This is a genomic window from Achromobacter insolitus (genome assembly GCF_002209555.1).
Lineage (GTDB): Bacteria > Pseudomonadota > Gammaproteobacteria > Burkholderiales > Burkholderiaceae_B > Achromobacter > Achromobacter insolitus.
Genome location: NZ_NJIF01000003.1, coordinates 447427 through 463269, shown reverse-complemented (window position 1 = coordinate 463269; position 15843 = coordinate 447427). Strand labels below are relative to the sequence as shown.

At 65.8% G+C, this 15843-nt stretch carries 14 protein-coding genes; 6 read left to right on the top strand and 8 right to left on the bottom strand.

Features of this window, described 5'->3' with window-relative positions; all coding sequences use genetic code 11:
• Positions 1-76 precede the first annotated feature (76 nt).
• From CEY08_RS12305 to CEY08_RS12285, 5 genes are all read right to left on the bottom strand, one after another.
• Positions 77-1582, bottom strand: a complete 1506-nt coding sequence (locus CEY08_RS12305; RefSeq protein ID WP_076813436.1) for an ABC transporter substrate-binding protein — start codon at positions 1580-1582, stop codon at positions 77-79.
• Positions 1583-1790: 208 nt separating this feature from the next.
• Positions 1791-2525, bottom strand: coding sequence for a FadR/GntR family transcriptional regulator (locus CEY08_RS12300; RefSeq protein ID WP_063640663.1), 735 nt, complete (start codon positions 2523-2525; stop codon positions 1791-1793).
• A gap of 272 nt (positions 2526-2797) precedes the next feature.
• Positions 2798-3817, bottom strand: a complete 1020-nt coding sequence (locus CEY08_RS12295) for a histone deacetylase family protein (protein ID WP_063961684.1) — start codon at positions 3815-3817, stop codon at positions 2798-2800.
• 128 nt (positions 3818-3945) lie between these two features.
• Complete coding sequence (locus tag CEY08_RS12290; RefSeq protein WP_076813438.1) at positions 3946-5424, bottom strand: hypothetical protein; 1479 nt, start codon at positions 5422-5424, stop codon at positions 3946-3948.
• 180 nt (positions 5425-5604) lie between these two features.
• Positions 5605-6195 carry a YceI family protein gene (locus CEY08_RS12285; protein WP_063640661.1) on the bottom strand — a complete coding sequence of 197 codons (591 nt, stop codon included), beginning with the start codon at positions 6193-6195 and terminating at the stop codon, positions 5605-5607.
• Between the two features lie 366 nt (positions 6196-6561).
• Between CEY08_RS12285 and CEY08_RS12280 the strand changes: the two genes are divergently transcribed.
• Positions 6562-7239, top strand: coding sequence for a hydrolase (locus CEY08_RS12280; protein WP_042793544.1), 678 nt, complete (start codon positions 6562-6564; stop codon positions 7237-7239).
• Between the two features lie 33 nt (positions 7240-7272).
• On the opposite strand, the gene CEY08_RS12275 is transcribed toward CEY08_RS12280, so the two are convergent.
• On the bottom strand, positions 7273-8175 hold the full coding sequence (locus CEY08_RS12275; RefSeq protein WP_042793545.1) for a LysR family transcriptional regulator: 903 nt from the start codon (positions 8173-8175) through the stop codon (positions 7273-7275).
• A gap of 173 nt (positions 8176-8348) precedes the next feature.
• On the opposite strand from CEY08_RS12275, the gene CEY08_RS12270 reads away from it, so the two are divergent.
• The 4 genes from CEY08_RS12270 to CEY08_RS12255 are packed head-to-tail and all read left to right on the top strand — an operon-like array spanning position 8349 to position 12225.
• A complete protein-coding gene (locus CEY08_RS12270; protein WP_317629806.1) occupies positions 8349-9281 on the top strand; it encodes an alpha/beta hydrolase in 933 nt (310 codons plus the stop codon).
• A gap of 22 nt (positions 9282-9303) precedes the next feature.
• The gene (locus CEY08_RS12265) at positions 9304-10635 is read left to right on the top strand and encodes an MFS transporter (protein ID WP_076817673.1); all 1332 of its coding nucleotides are present in this window, start codon (positions 9304-9306) and stop codon (positions 10633-10635) included.
• A 22-nt stretch (positions 10636-10657) separates the two neighbouring features.
• Positions 10658-11398, top strand: a complete 741-nt coding sequence (locus CEY08_RS12260; RefSeq protein WP_232033725.1) for an SDR family NAD(P)-dependent oxidoreductase — start codon at positions 10658-10660, stop codon at positions 11396-11398.
• Between the two features lie 14 nt (positions 11399-11412).
• Positions 11413-12225: an SDR family NAD(P)-dependent oxidoreductase gene (locus CEY08_RS12255; RefSeq protein ID WP_082884616.1), complete on the top strand. Its 813-nt coding sequence runs from the start codon at positions 11413-11415 to the stop codon at positions 12223-12225.
• Positions 12226-12277: 52 nt separating this feature from the next.
• On the opposite strand, the gene CEY08_RS12250 is transcribed toward CEY08_RS12255, so the two are convergent.
• Together CEY08_RS12250 and CEY08_RS12245 are read right to left on the bottom strand one after the other, a co-directional pair.
• Positions 12278-12499 carry a YMGG-like glycine zipper-containing protein gene (locus tag CEY08_RS12250; RefSeq protein ID WP_013393765.1) on the bottom strand — a complete coding sequence of 74 codons (222 nt, stop codon included), beginning with the start codon at positions 12497-12499 and terminating at the stop codon, positions 12278-12280.
• A gap of 9 nt (positions 12500-12508) precedes the next feature.
• Positions 12509-12916, bottom strand: a complete 408-nt coding sequence (locus CEY08_RS12245; RefSeq protein WP_042793546.1) for a hypothetical protein — start codon at positions 12914-12916, stop codon at positions 12509-12511.
• A gap of 372 nt (positions 12917-13288) precedes the next feature.
• Between CEY08_RS12245 and CEY08_RS12240 the strand changes: the two genes are divergently transcribed.
• On the top strand, positions 13289-15751 hold the full coding sequence (locus tag CEY08_RS12240; protein ID WP_088607679.1) for a penicillin acylase family protein: 2463 nt from the start codon (positions 13289-13291) through the stop codon (positions 15749-15751).
• Positions 15752-15843: the final 92 nt, after the last annotated feature.

Here is a 15843-nt window from a genome sequence, read left to right as displayed (position 1 = left end):
CTATGACGGTGTGCGCCGCAACGGCCGCCGCTCCCGCCCGCTGGGGGCTGGGATAGCGGCCATGCTGGCGCGGCGGTCAGTTCCAGCGAGCCTTGTAGAAGCGCGGGAACTCGTCGCCGTCGACCGAGAAATTCAGGTCCTTGGACTGCACGGCGTTGAGCGAGTGGTTCCACAGCGGCACCCAGTACGCCTGCTCCGCCACGATCTTCTGGGCGGCGGCGTAGTTCTTGGCGCGCAGGTCGCGGTCCACGGAGGTGTCTGCGGCTTCCAGGTATTTGATGACTTCGGGGTTGCGCGCCTGGTCGTCCGGCCCGCCGCGGAAGAAGTTGCTGGTCGACAACGCCGCGTCGGCAATGCCGTAGGACCCCCAGTTGGACGACAGCATGGCAATCTTGCCCTCGCGCCAATTGGTCATGGCGGTGCCGTATTGCTGCTCGACCAGGTTCAGTTTGATGCCGGCCTGCGCCATCTGCGCGGCGGCCGCGTCCAGGATGGCGCGCGGCGGCGCCGAGATCACCAAGTCCAGCGTCACGCCGTTGGGGTAGCCGGCCTGGGCCAGCAACTGCTTGGCGCGGGCGGGGTCGAACTTGTAGGTCTGCACATCGGCCGCGCAGCCGAACTGCGCCGGATTGCAGGCTGCGTTGATCACCTTGGATGCGCCGCCGACCAGTGCCTTGCGGATGGCTTCACGGTCGATGGCGTAGTTGATGGCCTGGCGCACTTCCTGTTTGGCCAGCGGCGACTTGCCGTCGTCCGCGCGCGGGTTCAGCGAGATGTAGCTGATGCGCATGATGCTGCTGCTCTTGACCGTGACGGCGGGCTGCTTCTCCATGCGCTTGGCCACGTCCGGCGGCACGCGCCAGATCCAGTCCAGGCCGCCGGAAAGCAGTTCGGCGTATTGCGTGTTGGCGTCGGGCAGCACGCGCACCACCAGCTTCTGCACGGCAGGCTTGGGGCCGAAGTAATCCTCGAAGCGCTCATACACGTAGCGGCTGCCCGGCTGGCTCTCGACCAGGCGATACGGGCCGGTGCCAATGGGCTTGGCGCCCATGTCGGACTGGTTGGCCTCGTAATACTTGCGCGGGTAGATCGGCAGGTTTTCCGACAGCATCTCCAGCGCCAGCGGGTAGGGCGTCTTCATCTTGATGCGCACGGTGTCGTCGGAAGCCTTTTCGGCGCTGGCGATCCAGGCGACCTGGTTCTGGAAGCGCGCCTTGTAGCCTTCGGAAGACACCAGGTTCAGCGTGTACAGCACGTCGTCCATGGTCAGCAGCGAGCCGTCATGGAACTTCACGTCTTTGCGGATCGGCAGTTCGATAGTGGTGTCGTCCACGAACTTGTAGCCGGTGGCGATGGCGGGGCCGAACTCGCCCGTATCCTGGTTTTTCTGCAGCAGCCCCGAGAAGACCATGCGCGCCAGCGCCAGGCCGGGACGGTCCGATTCCTTATAGGCGTCCAGCGTGGCGGGCGCCGCGTCGAAGGCGATGTTGAGGGAGTTGTCAGCCTTGTTGGCCTGGGCGGCTTGGGCGCCAAGCGCCAATAGCGCCGCGCTCAATAGCTTCACGGTACGGGTCAGCTGCATGTTTTCACCTTGATATGTTTTAGGTATTTGACTTACGGGCACTGCGGGTCTTGCGGGTCTTGCAGGGGACTGCGGAACTACGGTTTGCGTTGCGGCGGGCAAGCCGCTCCCCTTGCCGCAGGCGGCGCGCTGTCGCGCCGGCGGTGCTTCGCTAGGTCGGTAAGGGAAGGGGCCTGGGCGTCAGGCCAGGGTTCAGGCGTTCATCAAATCATCGGATCCCAGCGCTGCCGAAGTCTTCCCGCAAGCGGGCCAGGATGCCGACCAGATGGTCGTGCATGGCATGGCGCGCGCGGATGGGATCGCGGTCGGAAATGGCCGCGAGGATGCGTTCGTGTTCCTGCTGGGCTTCGCTCCACACCTTGGTGGTCACGAAGTGCTCTTCAAGGCGGTTGAACACCGGGCTCAGCGTGCTGAGGTGCCAGATATGGGAGATCGCCGCGGCCAGCGCCGCGTTGCCGCAGGCCGCGCCGATCGCGCTGTGAAAGGCGCGGTCATGCACGCTGGGCGACTCGGTCAGGGACATGCTTTCGTGTGCCGCGCGGATTGCCGCGATCTGGGCCGGCGAGGCCTTTTGCGCCGCCAGGGCCGCGCACTCGGGCTCCAGCAGCAGCCGGGTTTCCAGCAGGTCGAAGGGGCCGATGTCGGTGACTTCGACGCCATTGGCGGCGACCGGCGCCTGCTGCGGCTCCTGGTACTGGCCGTCTTCGCGCGCCTGGTTCACGAATACGCCCGTGCCCACGCGCACTTCCACATAGCCTTCGATTTCCAGCGCGATCAGGGCTTCGCGCACGGAGGCGCGACTGACCTGCAACTGCTCGGCCAGTTCGCGCTCGGCCGGCAGCCGGCCGCCCGCGGGGAAGTCGCCCGCCTTGATGCGCGTGGCGATCTGGTCGGCAATCATGCGGTAGAGGCGGGTGGAGGCGACGGCCTGGAGAGAAGTCATTGTTGCGATCGGGTGGATGGTCGGGATGTAGAGGGTAATGGGTCTGCCCAGGCTTGTCTTGCATCGCACCCCCCGGGGATGGTTCGGGAGTGTCCGGATATCTGGTGGCCCAGTGGTCAGGCCACTGGACGAAATGTACCGGAGGCAATCCGGCTTGTGAACCGGCCTTTACGATTTCTAGGGAAAACCACTAGCGCAGGTGTGGGCGCCTGCCGGCACGACGCCCGGCAGGCGCCCTGAGGGTGCCGGCCGGGAGCGGAATCAGAACGGGATCAGGCCGAGGCCAGTCCGCCGAAGAAGCGCGAGGCGTTCGACTCCAGGCCTTCGATGTAGTAGCCGCCTTCCTGCACGATCAAGGTCGGTAGCGCGAGGCCGCCGACTTCCCGGCCCAGCCGCTCGAAGCCGTTTTCGCTGACCGCGACCATGGCTTGGGGATCTTTTTCGAAGATGTCGAAACCCAGGGACAGCACCAGGGCATCGGGCTGGAAAAGTTCGATGGCGCGGCGCGCCTCTCCCAGCTTGTCGAAGAACACGGATTCCGGCGAGCCGTGCGGCATGGGCAGGTTGATGTTGTACCCATAGCCGGCGCCGGCGCCGCGCTCGTCCTCATAGCCGGCGACCACGGGATAGAAGTTCTCGGGGTCGCCATGGATGGATACGTACAGCACGTCGCTGCGTTCGTAGAAGATTTCCTGGATACCCTGGCCATGATGCATGTCCGTGTCCAGAATGGCCACGCGCGGAAAGCGTGATATCAGGCGCTGCGCGGCGATGGCCGCATTGTTCAGGTAGCAGAAGCCTCCCGCCGCGTCGCGCCGGGCATGGTGGCCCGGCGGACGGCAGATGGCATAGGCGTGGCGGTCGCCCGCCAGCAGCGCGTCGGCCCCCGCTATGGCGCATTGCGCCGACCAGTAGGCCGAATGCCAGGTATGCGGTCCTACCGGGCAACTGCCATCGGCCAGGTATCGCGCGGCCTGGGCCAGCACGCCGCGCAGGGCATTGGGCTCACGCACGAAGACATTGGAGACGACCTCGTCGCCCCAGTCTTCGGGCAGCTTTTTCCAGGCGGCGTGCGCGCCTTGCAGGAAGCGCAGGTAATCCAGCGTGTGGACCGCCGAAATCGCGCCTGCGCCCTGGTCGGATGGCGCCTGCACCGCGAAGCCGAGGTTGCGCGCGGCCTGCGCCAGCGCGTCCAGGCGCGAGGGCACTTCCTGTGGCGTGCGCATCTTGCCGCGCGAGAAATAGGTCTGCGGATGGTGCAGCTTCTGGTCGTCGTGGAAGTATGCCTTCATGCGGAATGACACCTGGTTGGGTTGAGGGCGCGCGCGCCTGGCGCGCCGGCCTGGAAGGAGACCAAGACGACGTTATACGTCGGCCGCGCCCGGAACGAAAGCCGCCGGCTGCCATTTCCGCGCGGCGCTCAGGGCCGGGCCCCCGTCATTACCACCAACACCGCCAGGCACAGCAGCACGCCGAACGCCGCCAGCGCAAAAGGCAGCAACTGCGCGTACACGCGGCGTTCTTCGCCGCGGCCATGGGCCAGGCCCGCGGCGATCGACATCCGCACGGGCGAGAATATTCCCATCGACGTGCCGGACACGTGCAGCAGCGCCGCCGCGGCCGGCACGCTCATGCCGGCGTTCAGGGCCAGCGAGAGTTGCGCAGGCATGAACAGGCTGTTGGGCGCGTTGCCGCTATTGGCCAGTATGCCGAACACGCCGGCCAGCACGGGCGTGATCAGGATGGTCCAGTCTTGCAGGGCAGCGAACAGGCCGTCCGCGTAGGCTTGCGAGATGCCGGCCCCGGCGAGCACTTCGGCCATCATGGCGAACAGGAACACCGAATAGACCGCATGGCGCCCGGTGCTCCAGGCCGCGCGCGCCTGTGTCTGGAGCAGGCCGCGCTGCCGGCTTGCGGCTGCCATCAGCACGGCCCCGACGATCAGCCAACTGCCGGCATGCAAGAACGGCATCCAGCCGGGCAGGTCCGCAAACGGATTGAACGCGGCCAGTCTGGTCAAGCCGTGGTTCAGGTCGGGGAGCAACCGGGTGGCCACCAACCAGGCAATCATGACGATGTAGGGCAAGGCCGTGCGTGCCGCGGCGGCCATGCGGAGCCGGTCCGGGCGGCGGTCCAGCAAGTAGCGCAGCACGATGATCGGGCCGTAGGCAGAGAGCAATGCGGTCTCCGGTCCCAGCAGCGCGGTTGCGGCGGTGAGCGCGGCCAGGCTCGCGATCATCCAGGCGGCCTCGCGCGCATGTTCCGACGGCGCGGCCTTGAGGCCCGCGCGCCGCGCGGTGCGCCAGTAGAGCAGCAGCCACAGCACCATCAGCAGTGCCACCGGCACCATGCTGTACAGGGCCAGCTGCGATGCCGGGACGCGTGCGTAAGCGGAGGCCAGCAGCGTGCCGCTGCCCATCGCACCCCACGGGATCAGGGTCTGGCTCAACAGCGCGAACACCATGGTTTCGCGCGGCTTCAGGTCCAGCGGGCGGATCAGCAGCACCGTTCCCAGCATGCCCACGCCGAAGCCGGTTGCCGATTCGGCGAACGGCCCCACGAGGAAGCAGGCGAAGAACAGCAGTCGGCGGCGCGCCAAGGGATGGGCCAATGCGGACTTGCCGCTGTCCGCGGCTTGCCGTCGCGCGCGGGTTTGCGCGGCCATGTTCCAGAACAACAGCCCGCCGAGGATGTAGGGCGTGATGATCCAGCCTATCCAGAGTCCGCGTTCCAGGGCCAGCCCGAGCAGGCTTGCGGTGTAGGGAACGGGTGCCGTGAGCAGCGCTATTGGCGCGGCGGCGAGCAGGCCGAGCACGGCTGCGGCCGTGGTGTTCAAGCGCCCGCTGGCGATGGCGCCGATGACCGCAAGCGCGGGTAGGGACCACAGGAGGTACATCATGGATTGAACATCTGCATGGGAGGATCCGGGGCGTGGCGTCGCGCGTAGCAGTGTATGCCGAGAGCGCATGCCCACCGGTCCATGCCTGCCCGATTGCAGGGTCTTGCAGACGGCGCGGTGCCCCCGGTCCTGTCATCGCGCCCGACACGCCCGTATGCCTATGCAAATAGGGTTGGTGCCTCAACGCGCGGCGTTGGCCACCGCTTCAACGGTGATGCGCAGTTGCACCTCGTCGCTTACGTCGGGCGCAAATGCGTCGACGCCGAAGTCGCTGCGCTTGAGAACGGTCGTGGCGTCAAAGCCGATGGCTGGCCGCTGCGCCATGGGATGCATGCCTTGCCGGTTCTTGCGCGCTTGCAGCACCACGGGCTTTTCGATGTTCTTGATGCGCAGAATGCCGCTGATGCGCAGATTCCCATCTCCCTGGTCGGCTACCGAGGTGCTCTTGAATTGGATATCCGGGTACTTGGTTGCCTGGAAGAAATCGGTGCCTTGCAGCATTTCGTCCAGCTTGGGCACGTGCGACGTCAGGCGCGGCACGGGCACGCTCAAAGTGACCGACGATTTTGCGGGTTGGGCGGCGTCATAGCTGAGCACGCCAGTCACGCCGCCCGCATGAGCCGTGGGATTGGAATAGCCCAGGTGGCTCCAGGTGACCACGATTTCCGTGTGCTCGGGATCGATCTGGTAGTCCACGGGGGCGGCGTGGGTCGGCAGGGTGCTCAGGGCCAGGAATGTTGTGGCAAGAAATGCTGCGTAGGCGTGCTTCATTGAGTTCTCTCTCTCGTGTTGCGGCACCGTTGGACCCAGAAGCCGCGCCCGCCGGTTCCGGTGCCGGAGTTCAGCGGATGCTGAAAACGTCCGACAAGCTTAAAGAATGGGACAGTGCGGCACCAGTGGCCAATCGGTGATCGGGATGTCATGGTTTTCCATTTTGGGGAGGGCAACGTCCAAGGTGCCTGTGCCGTCCCGCGCCACTCTGGTCGTCACTCCCGCTGAAGGGCGTTTGTTCTAAAAATAGAACTCTGATAGCAAAAAATCGATCTTCCGCGAATTTTGTTCCATTTTTATTATTTGTGCAGCCATAAGGCTTCTGATTCGGCACAACGCCGCCGACTTTCAATCTAGGAGAACACCATGTCTGCACCCGCCAACTTCAACGGCCAACGTCCCGTCATCAACGCCGACGACGCCGTCATGTTGCTGATCGACCACCAGAGCGGCCTGTTCCAGACCGTGGGCGACATGCCCATGCCCGAACTGCGGGCCCGCGCCGGCGCCCTGGCCTCGATGGCCACGCTGGCCAAGATGCCGGTCATCACCACGGCGTCCGTGCCGCAAGGTCCGAACGGCCCGCTGATTCCGGAAATCCACGCCAACGCGCCCCATGCGCAATACATCGCTCGCAAGGGCGAAATCAATGCCTGGGACAACCCCGAATTTGTCGCCGCCGTGAAGGCGACCGGCCGCAAGACGCTGATCATCGCTGGCACCATCACCAGCGTGTGCATGGCGTTCCCCGCCATCAGCGCGGTGGCCGACGGCTACAAGGTATTCGCGGTAATCGACGCTTCGGGCACCTATACCAAGATGGCGCAGGAAATCACGTTGGCGCGCGTGGTGCAGGCAGGCGTGGTCCCGATGGATACCGCCGCCGTGGCGTCGGAGCTGCAAAAGACCTGGAATCGTGAAGATGCCATGCAGTGGGCCGAGGTCTACACCAAGGTGTTCCCCGCCTATCAGTTGCTGATCGAAAGCTACGCCAAGGCGCAGGACGTGGTGAAGCACAACGAGGTGCTGGATTCGCAGCGCTGATCCGGCGGTCGGCGGCCGGATCAGGCCGCCGGCTTAGGCCGCCACGCCATGGCGCTCGGCGATGCGTAGCAGCAAGGCCTCCAGTTCCTGGAGTATGGGCCGGTGGTCGTCCACCCGCCGCACCAGGGCCGACGGCATGGCGGGCAGGTCTATCTCCACGAAAGCAATCTCGGGCGTCGCGTAGTAGCTGGCGGCGCGCTTGGTCAGCATCAGCAGGCCCTGGCGTGTATTCACGGCCGCGATTCCTTCGCGGATCGTGCGCACCACCGGGCCGTCGCCAATGGGCTTGCCCTTGGGGGTGTGGCGGGGAAAGTGGTAATCCTGCCATTCCTGGTTGACCGAGCCGGGCACCATGCGCACCAGCCGCTCCTCGGCCAGCAATTCCGGGTCCAGCAGCGTCGCCGCGGCGAACGGATGATCGTGTGGGACGCACAGCATGCGCTGGTCCCGCAACACGATAGGCCCATGGCACAGTCCATCCGCGCCCAGCGGCAGGCGGCAGAACGCCACGTCGACGGAACCGTCGGCGACCGCGGCGTAGTGGGTGACATAGGTGAGCTCCAGGAACTCCAGTTCCACGTTGGGGTGGGCCGCCTTGAATTCGGTGACCAGAGGGCGGTACAGCTCATAGAAACCGCCCCCAAGGAAGCCGATGCGCAGATGGCGCGGCTTGCCCGCGGCCTGACGTTTGCAGTCATCCAGCGCGGCTTTCAGCATGATCACGGCGGGCCCCGCGCCCAGCTTCAAGGTTTCACCCAGCGGCGTCAGGGCGACCCGGCGGCTGCTGCGCTCGAACAAGGGGCCGCCCAGCGTCCGTTCCAGCGCCTTGACCGCCTCCGAGACGGAGGATTGGCTCATGTGCAGCGCCTCCGCGGCGCGGCCGAAATGCAGCTTGTCCGCAACGGCCAGAAAGCAATCGAATTGGCGTAGATCCATGGCTCCGGGACACCTCTGGAGTGCAAGCTCGTGTTTCTTTTATCAATCGTTAATACCGATTGATGGTGCGAATAATAGCGCTTGTTCGCGACAGGCCCGATGGGCAGAATTCGACCTGTTCACAAAATATTAGCTCATAAATGAGCAATAAGGAGACAGGCGTGAATGCATCATTGCCAGAAGATACGGTCCCGAAAGGATCGGCAGAACCGATTGAATTCAGGGTGGAGGGGGACCTGATCCGCGGCACCTTCTACTTGCCGGCGAACACTGCCGAGCCGGTGGGCGCGGTGGTGCTGGCGCATGGCTGGTCCATGGTGGCGGGCGGCGATCTGGAAGACTATGCCGCGGCAGTGGTCGCCCGGGGTCTGGCCGCGTTGACCTTTGACTTCCGCAACTTGGGTCGCAGCGAGGGCATGCCCCGCCAGGAGATCGACCCGCAGCGGCAGATCCACGACTTCCGGTCGGCCATTTCCTATTTGCGCCGGCGTCCGGAAGTGGACCGCGAGCGCATCGGCATCTGGGGTAGCAGCTACAGCGGCGGCCACGCGCTGACGGTCGCCGCCATCGACCGGCGGGTCAAATGCGTGGTCAGCCAGGTCCCGACCACCAGCGGGTTTTCTGCGGCGCAACGGCGCGTGCGCTACGACAAGGCGCTGGCGCTGCAAGCAGCGTTCGAAGCCGACCGCGAGGCGCGCGACGCAGGCCAGCCGCCGGCGACGCTGCGCATGGTCGACGCCGACCCCGATGCGCCAGTCGCCTATCCGGGTCCGGACTCCTACAACTACATGACCGGAGAAGCGCGCCGCTGTCCGACCTGGGTCAATGAAGTCACGCTGCGGTCGCTGGAGTTGGCGCGGGCCTATGAGCCGGGCACGTATGTCCGGCGCATCGCGCCCACGCCTCTTTTGATGATTGTCGCGACGGGCGACGGCTTGACGCCCGCCGATCTGCAGCAGGACGCGTTCAATGCTGCGCACCAGCCCAAGCAACTCCTGTTGCTGCCGGGCGGCCATTACTCGGTCTACACGGAGCACTTCGAACGCACCAGCAGCGCAGCGGCCAACTGGTTCGCGCAGCACCTCGGCCGGGACACCCAGGAATAAGAAGATGACAACGACAAAAATGATGGAGACACAGAACCGCCAGCGCCGCCAGGCTTCGCTGCGGGCGGCGGCCGTAGGCAATGCCCTGGAGTGGTTCGACTGGACCTTGTACGGCACGTTCTCCGCGTATCTGGCCATGAACCTGTTCGATCCCTCCGATCGGGGGTCGGCGCTGCTGGCGACCCTGGCCGTCTTCGCTGGCGGATTCCTCGCGCGGCCCGTCGGCGGCTGGCTGTTCGGCCGCATCGGCGATCGCTACGGCCGCAAGTTCACGCTGGTCCTGACGATGTGCCTGCTGGCCTTGACCAGCCTGGCGATCGCGCTGCTGCCTACGTACGAACAGGCCGGGGTGCTGGCATCGGTGCTGCTGTTCGTTTGCCGCCTGATGCAGGGCCTGGCGCACGGCGGCGAGTCCGGCGTGGCCTATACCTACGTGGCGGAGATCGCGCCGCCGGCCAGGCGCGGGCTCTGGTCCAGCTCGGTCTTCGTCAGCGTCACCATCGGCGTCATGGCGGCGACCGCGCTGGCGGCGTTGTTGACCTCCTGGCTGGGCAAGCCGGCGATGGAGGCCTGGGGCTGGCGCGTGGGCTTTGGCGTGGGCGCCTTGCTGGGCGTCTATGCGCTGTTCCTGCGCCGCAGCGCCAGCGAGAGTGAGGTGTTCGAGCACAGGACGGAGCAGGGCGGCGCGCCGAAGATCACGACGCGCCAAGCGTTGAAGATCGCGCGCAACATCGTGATGATCGCCGCCGCCTCCAATGCCACGTACTACACCTGGGTCACGTTCGCGCCGGCCACGGCCATCGCGACCAAGGGCATGGATCCGTCGGGCGCCTACACGGCCAGCCTGATCGCGCAACTGCTGTGCCTGCTGTGGCTGCCGGTTTGCGGCTGGCTGGCGGACCGCTACGGCCGCAAGCCCATGGTCATGGCATTTGGCCTGGGCGTGGCGCTGGCGGTGTTTCCGGTATCGCACATCGTGACCGACCAACCTTGGACGCTATTCGTGGGCCAGTTGATCGGACTGCTGGTTTGGGCGCTCTTGGCGGCGATCTTCCCGGCGGTGGTGGCGGAACAGGTGCCTACCGGCGCGCGCGCCATGGGCGTGGGATTCATCTCGTCGCTGTCGGTCGCGATCTTCGGCGGCACGGCTCCCTACATCAACGCCTGGCTGGGAGCCCAGGGGCTGGACTGGGTCTACACGGCCTACGTAGGGGCATTGGGGTTGATGGCCTTCGCAGGCGCATTCCTGATCAAGGAAACGGCCGGCATGGACCTGAACGACATCCGACTGCCGGGCGAGGACGCAGCCACGGCTGCCGCGAAGCAAGGCGCCAGGCGCGCTGCATACAACTGAACTTCAATCTATCCAACATCACATGAGCAAAATGAATTATCCGGATCTGGCAGGGAAAACCGTGGTCGTTACCGGCGCCGGGGGCGGGATTGGACGCGCCATGGCGGCGGCGTTCAGCCAGCAGGGAGCGACCGTCGTCGCCACCGACCTGGACCTTGAGGCCCTCTCCGGCGTGAATGCCGATTGCCGAAAGCTGGATGTGACGCACGCACAGGCCGTGCGCGATCTGGCCGACGCCGTGGCGGCGCGGTACGGGGCGCTGGATGTGTGGATCAACAACGCGGGCTTCATGGCGCGGGCGCCGGCCATGGAGCTGGACGAGGCCGCCTGGCAACGCACGATCGACATCAATCTCAAGGGCACGTTCTTCGGCGCGCAGGCGGCCGCGCGGCACATGATCGCGCAAGGCAGCGGCGCCATCATCAACCTGTCGAGCTATGCGGGCGTCAAGCCGCGCCCGAATTGCGCCGACTACGCGGCGGCCAAGGCCGGCGTGGCGCACCTGACGCAATGCCTGGCGCTGGAATGGAGCCCCAAGGGACTGCGCGTGAACGCGATCGCGCCGGGGTTCATCGAAACGCCGATGAGCAGCTGGATGCACGGCGATGCCGCCACCTACGCCGAGTACGTCGAGCGCCTGCCGGTGCGGCGCGTCGGCCAACCTGCCGAGATTGCCGATGCGGCGCTGTACCTGGCCTCGCAGGCGTCGAGCTACGTCACTGGCCATGTGCTGATGGCTGACGGCGGAGTCTCCAAGACATGATGAACGGGAACGGCATGGATTCTTACTGGGCGGGAAAGGCGGCGGTCGTCACGGGCGCGGCCAGAGGGCAAGGCGCGGCCGAGGCGCTACGCCTGTTGCAAGCAGGTGCGACCGTCTATGCCCTGGACGTGTTGCCGCAAGACGATGCCAGTTGGGCTGCGCTGCGCGCGGCCGCGGGAGAGCATGCCGGGCGCTTGCATAACCGCGTGGCGGACGTGGCCCTTGAGTCCGATTGGGCTGCGCTTGCGGTCGAAATCGAGCAGGCGGGTGTGCCACTTTATGGCCTGGTCAACAACGCGGGGGTGACCTTGCGCAAGACGGTGACCGAAACCACCCACGCCGAATGGCGGCGCCTGCTGGACATCAACCTGGACGGGCCGTTTCTCGCGATCCGCAACCTGGCCGGCCTGATGCCGGAGGGCGCCGCTATCGTCAACACTTCGTCGACGGCCGGGCTCACCGGGTACTTCAGCGCGGCCTACACCGCCAGCAAGTGGGCCTTGCGGGGCCTGACGCGGGCGGCGTCGCTGGAGCTGGCCGGGCGGGGTATCCGCGTCAACACGGTATGCCCGGGGCTTGTGGAAACGCCGATGATCATGCAGCCCAATGCCGTGCATGACGCTGCGCGGGCGCGGCTGTTCTATGAAGGCAACCGCGACGCCACGCCGCTTTCACGGGGCGCGGAGGCCGACGAGATCGCGGCGGCGGTGATGTTTTTGCTGGGGCCCGAGGCGTCGTTCATCACCGGCGCCGACCTGCCGGTCGACGGCGGGATGACAGGCGGGGGCGTTTACTGGCGGATCGGCAAGTCCACCGGCAATCTGTAGCCGCGGTCCCGGGCGTAGGCCCGGGACCGGGACAGGCGCCAGGGCGCCCGGTTCAGTGCTTATCGCCGTATATGTTGCCGGCGATGCCGCCGGCGGCGGCGCCGATGGCCGCGCCGGTCCAGCCGCTGCCGCCCGCGATGGCGGCAATGCCGGCGCCCGCTGCGGCGCCGATGGCGGCGCCTGACAGGGTGCCTTGTTGCTTGGAACTCATGTTGGTGCAGGCAACCAGCGACCCCATCATGAGGCCTATGGCGATCGATCGGATGACTTTCATGGCGGTCTCCTAGCGGGCGCGCTTGGCGGGAGCGGCGGGAGTAGCGGGAGCGGCTGGCGCGACGATTTCGAACCAGAGCGTTTCAACCACGGGGCGGTCCATCCTGGTCGGGTTGGCTGCATACCAGCTATCCAGGCTTTCGCGCACGGAGTCGAGCGTATGGCTTTGCAGGCCCTTGGCGAAGCGGGGGATCAGCGTCTGGTTGTCCGCCGGGGCGCGGCGTTGCTGATAGGCTTGCTCTACCTGGATGAGGTTCGCCATGCCAAGCAGGTAGGCCTTTTTCAGGCTTGCGTCGGACTCAGTCCATTGCTTGCCGGTGATGATGGGCGCCGGATCTGACGGCGCGGCCACCACCGGCGCGGCGACCAGCAACGACAGCGCGAGCGCTGCCGGACCAAACAGGTGTTTCACTTTCATCGCATCGCTCCTTGGAGGAACAAAAGATAGAAAAACAACCCAATGACGCCATTCGCGCAGCGCGCTCTTGGTGAGAGCGACGGCGACCAGACCAATTTAGGCTTGAACGCATGCTTGCGCAAGGGGCCACGCCGGGGGGCTTGTTGGTTCCCACGCCATGCGGCCCTGCACTTTGCATGGCGGCATATTGGAGCGCCCGTAAACACGTTACCGATTCTGGCAAGCCTGATCAAATGAAACAGCGTTCGCCGACTCCGTGATTTAGCTGTACATATTGCGAGGGCGTTTGCCGCCCTGACTGTCGCGTCGAGCGGCATGGCCCCCTCGATGCCGGCAGGCAGATAGAAGACAGATAAACCCGAGGAGGAGTCAATGCGTACGTTCAAACGCAGGGCCGCGGCATTCTTGGCGAGCGGGCTCGTTGCAGTGCTGGCAGGCTGCGCGTCGCCCGGAGGCAAGAAAGAAACCGTCGATATGAAAGGGCTGTCCCAGCCGGTGGAAATCGTGCGGGATCGGCATGGGGTGTCCCATATCTATGCGCAGAACCAGGATGACCTGTTCTTCGCGCAAGGCTTCAGCGCCGCGCGCGACCGTTTGTGGCAGCTGGACCTGTGGCGCCGGCAGGGCGAGGGCAAGATGGCGGAACAGTTCGGCCCGCGGTTTGTCGAGCAGGATCGCGCGGCGCGGCTCTTCCTCTACCGCGGCGACATGCAGGCCGAATTCGCCAGCTACCATCCCCAAGGCAAGGCCATCCTCACGTCCTTTGCGGCAGGCATCAATGCCTATGTCGACTGGGTCAAGGCAAATCCGGAGCAGATGCCGCCCGAGTTCAAGCTGACCGGCACCGAGCCGGGCTATTGGAGTCCCGAGACTTCACTTATCCGCATCTACGGCCTGACGCGCAACCTCAGCGAAGAGGTCCGGATGGCGCAGCGGGTCGCCGCGCTGGGCCTGAATGCCGTGCAGGGACTCAGCACGTTCGAGCCACCCCTGGCCCTGCAGGTGCCGGCCGGTCTGGACGTGCGCCAGATCGACAGCACTGTCCTGGCCGACTACAACCTGGCGCGCAACGGGCAGAAGTTCGTGGCGGCGGATTTCCCGCGCAGCCCGCTCGCGGCAGCCGAACGCGAGCAGCTCGCGCGTGATCTGTCGGCCAACATGCTGGCGTCGCTGGATCCCGCCTTCGATCCCATGGCAACCCGGTACGAAAGCAATAACTGGACCATAGGCGGCCAGCACACGGCCACCGGCAAGCCCATCCTGGCGGGCGACCCGCACCGGTCCATCACCATGCCGTCGCTGCGCTACATGGTGCACCTGAACGCGCCGGGCTGGAACGTGATTGGCGCGGGCGAACCGGCGCTGCCCGGCGTGTCCATGGGGCATAACGACCGCATCGCCTTCGGGCTGACGATCTTTGCCTTCGGCGACGAGGAAGACCTGTACGTCTACGACACCAACCCGGCCAGGCCCGATGAGTACCGCTACCAGGGCCGCTGGGAAAAGATGCGGCAGGTCGACGAATCGATCCCGGTGCGCGGACAGGCTGCCGCGGTGCGTCAACTGAAGTTCACGCGCCACGGCCCGGTGATCCACGTGGACCCGGTGCGGCACAAGGCCTACGCCTTGCGCGCGGCCTACCTGGAGTTTCCGGGCACCGCGGCCTATCTGGCCAGCCTGCGACTGAACCAGGCGCAGAACTGGAATGAGTTCGTCGCCGGCATGGAAAAGCACTACACGCCCAGCGAGAACATGGTCTACGCGGACGTCGATGGCAACATCGGCTGGTTCGGCGGCAGCATCGCGCCGATACGCCCGCGGGCCGACTGGTCCGGCATGCTGCCCGTGCCCGGCAATGGCGACTTCGAATGGCGTGGTTTCCTGCCGGGCAACGCCTTGCCTCGGGCCTACAACCCTCCCGAGGGCTATGTGGCCACCGCCAACGAATACAACCTGCCGGCCGATTACCGCTACAAGGAAATGTCCGCCCGCACCTGGGCCGAGCCTTATCGCGTGCAGCGCATTCGAGAGGTGCTTGCCGACAGCAAGGGCCAGACGGTGCAGAGCTCGCAGGCCCTGCAGTACGACAACTTGTCCATCCCTGCGCGCACGCTGACCGGCTACGCGAAGTCGCTCAACTCGGCCGACCCCGGAACGTCGCAGGCGCTGAGCCTGTTGAAGGACTGGGACGCGCGCGTCGAAACGGAGTCGCGCGCGGCCACGGTCTATGAGTTCTGGCTGCCCGAAGTGGTCAAGCGGGTGTCTGAACTCTACGTGCCAGCCAACGGCCGAGCGGCTTTTGGCAACCTGTCGACGGCCAAGACGCTGGAGAAGCTGGCGAACCCGGACAGCGCCTTCGGCCCGCAGCCGCAGCAGGGCCGCGACGCCTTGTTGCTCCAGGCCCTGAACGATGGCATGCAGAAGCTGCGCGCCAAGCTGGGACCGGACGCTTCGCAATGGCAGTGGGGCAAGCTGCACCACATCCAGTTCGAGCACAGTCTGGCCAGCCTGCTGCCCGAAGCCACCGCCAAGGCCTACGGCACGCCGCGCTATCCGGTCAGCGGAGACAACGACACCGTGCACCGCGCCACATTCCGGGCCAGCGACTTCCGCCAGATCAGCGGTTCGTCGTACCGGCAGGTGATCGACGTGGCCGACTGGGACAACTCGCGCGTGCAGAACGTGCCCGGGCAGTCCGCCGATCCGCGCAGTCCGTACTACAAGAACCTGCTCAAGGACTGGGCCACGGGCGAATATTTCCCCATGGCCTTCAGCCGCGCCAAGGTGGATAGCGAAAAAGCCGATACGCTGAACCTGCGTCCGGTCCAGCGCTAAAGGGCAGGGGGCGGGAATCGGGTCCGGCAATCGCTCGCACTGAGCGCTTGCCGGTAACGCCCCCCAAAGCCGGTCGGGCATCAATAATTAAT